Origin of the sequence: Arthrobacter crystallopoietes BAB-32 (genome assembly GCF_000328305.2) — a bacterium.
Taxonomy (GTDB): domain Bacteria; phylum Actinomycetota; class Actinomycetes; order Actinomycetales; family Micrococcaceae; genus Crystallibacter; species Crystallibacter crystallopoietes_A.
Map to the genome: position 1 here is coordinate 1 of NZ_ANPE02000335.1, position 1,388 is coordinate 1,388.

At 74.3% G+C, this 1,388-nt stretch carries 1 protein-coding gene and 1 pseudogene; both read left to right on the forward strand.

The features are described from left to right. Positions 1-240, forward strand: a pseudogene (locus D477_RS20810) (aminotransferase class III-fold pyridoxal phosphate-dependent enzyme); the annotation flags it as partial. Further along, positions 240-1,388 (forward strand): 8-amino-7-oxononanoate synthase (locus D477_RS20815; protein ID WP_005275560.1); only part of this gene is annotated, 1,149 nt, incomplete at its 3' end. The pseudogene D477_RS20810 and the gene D477_RS20815, both read left to right, overlap by 1 nt.

Consider the following 1,388-nt stretch of genomic DNA (forward strand, 5'->3'; position numbering starts at 1 on the left):
GCTCCCGCGGCCGCGCTGGAGTCCGTGCGCGAGGTGCGCGTCCTCGGCGCCGTCGGCGTGGTGCAGCTGGACCGGCCGGTGGACCTTCCGGCCGTCACCCGGGCCTGCCTGGAGCACGGCGTCTGGGTCCGCCCGTTCCGCGACTTGGTCTACACCATGCCGCCCTACATCTCCTCCACAGCCGACGTCGCCGCCATCGGCTCCGGCATCACCGCCGCGATCGCCCGGGTGCACGGCTGATGGGCGGCTCTTTGCTGCAGTGGCTCGAGGACCAGGACCGGGTCCGCCGCAAGCGCGGGCTGGTCCGGAACACCGCCGTCCGGACCGGCGACCCACGTGGCAACACCCCGCTTGCCGCCCGCTTCCCCCAGAGGGACTCTCGGGCTACGGAATCCAGCCGGCGCCCGCTGCTCGACCTCGCCTCGAACGACTACCTCGGCCTGTCCACCGACCCACGGCTCAAGGCGGCCGCCGCCCGCGCCATCGAACGCTACGGAACCGGCGCCCGGGCCTCACGGGTGGTCACCGGGACGCTGCCGGTCCACGAGGAACTCGAAGCCGAGCTGTGCCGGCTCACCGGCCAGCCCTCGGCGCTGGCGTTCTCCAGCGGCTACGCCGCGAACCTCGGCCTCGTCACCGCGCTCGGCGGCCCGGGGACGCTGCTGCTCTCCGATGAGCACTGCCATGCGTCGCTGATCGACGCTGCCCGGCTCTCACGCTCCCCGGTCGAGGCCTTCCCGCACGGGGACCTCGCCGCGCTGCAAACCCGACTGGCCGCGCGCACCCAGCCGCGCGCCGTCGTCGTTGTCGAATCCATCTACTCCGTGCTGGGAGATGCCGCCGACCTGCCCGCCACCGCCAGACTCTGTGCCGACCACGACGCCCTCCTGGTGGTGGATGAGGCGCACGGGATCGGCGTGGCCGGCGGCGGACGCGGCGCCGTGCATGCCGCCGGGCTGGCCGGAGCCGACCATGTGGTCCTCACGGCGACGCTGTCCAAGGCGCTTGGGGCCCAGGGCGGCGCCGTGTTGGGGCCGCCCGCGCTGCGCGAGCATCTGGTCAACACCGCCCGCAGCTTCATTTTCGATACCGGTCTGGCTCCGGCAACCGCGGCTGCTGCCGCCGAGGCCTGCCGGATCGTCGGCGCCGCCCCGGAGCTGGCCGGCCGGGTGCTGGCCAACGCCGCCATCATCGCCGGGACCTGCGGCGTTCCGCAGGCAGCCGGCGCCGTGCAGTCCGTGCCGGTCGGCGATCCGGAGCTGGCGGCGGAGCTTGCCGCCAGGCTCGAAGACAACGGTGTACTGGTCGGCTGCTTCCGCCCGCCCAGCGTGCCGGACGGAATCTCGCGGCTGCGGCTCACCGCCCGCGCGGACCCGGCCCCGGAGGAC